Source organism: Kitasatospora sp. NPDC054795 (assembly GCF_053611565.1).
The window spans coordinates 1-1,602 of record NZ_JBSHAP010000296.1 but is presented as its reverse complement, the minus strand read 5'-3'; the positions used below and the strand labels follow the sequence as shown (position 1 = coordinate 1,602).

The following is a 1,602-nucleotide window of genomic DNA, read 5'->3' as shown; positions in this document are numbered from 1 at the left end:
GACCCGCCCCCCCCCCCCCCCTGCCCGCCCCCCCCCGCGCGGGCGCCGCCCGACTCCCGGGGGGGGCGGGGGCGGGCGACGGGGCGTGGGGGGCGGGGGCCCCCGCCGCCGCCGCAACGCAGAGAGACCGCTCGGGCCACCAGGGCCGGGCGGTCTCTGCTGTTCGGGCGGACCCATGCGCCAACACGGCCCGCTGCCGATGTTCCCGAGTTGTTGGAGTGCACAGCGCCCCGGGTTCCGGACCCGCGGGTCCGGGTGACGCCGCTGCAAATCGTCACACCCAGCCAGGACGGCTCACAAGGGCATGCTGCACAAAGGCGCATCAAAATCCGGTTTCAGTTCGTTGAACTGTGCGTTTCTGATAGGGCGTTCACGAGATTGCGGCCAGGGGCCGGGACCGTGGCGCATCAATCTTCGCGATGTTCACCGAACCGATTGGGATTCACCCGTACGCCTGACAGAGTGTGTGGCCACCGGGCACACAGTGCGACGCCAACCGCACAAGTGCCCGCCAGTTGGAGTGGACAGTGATATGGAGGACTCCTCGATGACGAGGAAGCGGAACAAGCGCGCCCACACCCCTACCCACTGCGCGGCGGCGGAACCGGTACCGCCGCGCCCGCGCCCGTACCGGCCGCTCGCGGCCGGTGAAGCGGCCGTGGTCGTCGTCGTGGTCGTCCTGACGGTCGCGCTGGCCGCCGCCCTGGTGGCGACGGGCATGTCGGCCGGGGCCGCGCTCGAACTGGCCACGGGCGGATGCCTGTTGGCCGCGAGGCTCCGACGGGAGCGGGCCTAGGAAGAGCGCCTGCCCGAGATGGGACGCCGAGAGAATCCGATCGGGGCGACCGAGCCGGCACTGGGCCGGCTGGCCGTCTGGCTGCGGGAGCAGCGCGAGCAGGCCGGGTTGACGTACCGTCAGCTCGCCGCTCGGACCAACTACCACCCCACCACCCTGCAACGGGCCGCCGGCGGGCGCTCCGTGCCGAGCTGGAAGGTCGTCGAGGCCGTCGTGCGCGAATGCGGTGGCGACCTCAAGACGGCCCGGCGCAAGTGGGTCCAGGCCAACTACTGGGCCCACGTGCCGCGCCCCTCGGGCAGCCGGCGGCTGCGCGCACCCCGGCGGGTCGACCCCCAGCAGGTCGACTCCTTCGCGGACCTGCGCCGGGCGATGCACGAGATGCGCCGCAAGGCCGACTGGCCGTCCCTGCGGGAGCTGGACCGCCGGGCCCGCGACCGGGGCGGACGCCTGCCCTCCAGCACGCTGGCCCTGGTCCTCAAGGGCGAGGCCCCGCTGCGCAAACCCGTCTTCCTCGCGTACATGGAGGTCTGCGGGGTCAAGGAGGCCCGCCGCGCCCTGTGGGCGGCGGCCTGGGACCGGACGAACAACGCCCGCAGCCCGATCCCGGTCAACTCGCGCACGCACCACAGCGAGTTCGTCCGGGCCATGCAGTCCTCCAGCGCCGGCACCCCGACGGACATCCTGTTCCGCCTGTGGGCGACCCTGCGCACCAGCCTCGCCGCCGAACGGGGCGAGGGACCCGGCCACCCCGCGGCGGCGGGCCGCGAAGGCACCGACGACAACCCGTCGGTGCTCGTGTGACC

Annotated in this window: 2 protein-coding genes; both read left to right on the top strand. The window is 73.4% G+C overall.

What is annotated here, in order from left to right; translation table 11 throughout:
• Positions 1 to 547: 547 nt before the first annotated feature.
• Positions 548 to 796, top strand: coding sequence for a hypothetical protein (locus ACWGJO_RS41550; RefSeq protein ID WP_452190960.1), 249 nt, complete (start codon positions 548 to 550; stop codon positions 794 to 796).
• 18 nt (positions 797 to 814) lie between these two features.
• Positions 815 to 1,600: a helix-turn-helix domain-containing protein gene (locus ACWGJO_RS41545; protein WP_452190959.1), complete on the top strand. Its 786-nt coding sequence runs from the start codon at positions 815 to 817 to the stop codon at positions 1,598 to 1,600.
• The last annotated feature ends 2 nt before the right edge of the window (positions 1,601 to 1,602 follow it).

Excerpts from the sequence above, each read along its gene's own strand:
- ACWGJO_RS41545 (WP_452190959.1), top strand. The coding sequence starts at position 815 with ATGGGACGCCGAGAGAATCCGATCGGGGCGACCGAGCCGGCACTGGGC.
- ACWGJO_RS41550 (WP_452190960.1), top strand. The coding sequence starts at position 548 with ATGACGAGGAAGCGGAACAAGCGCGCCCACACCCCTACCCACTGCGCG.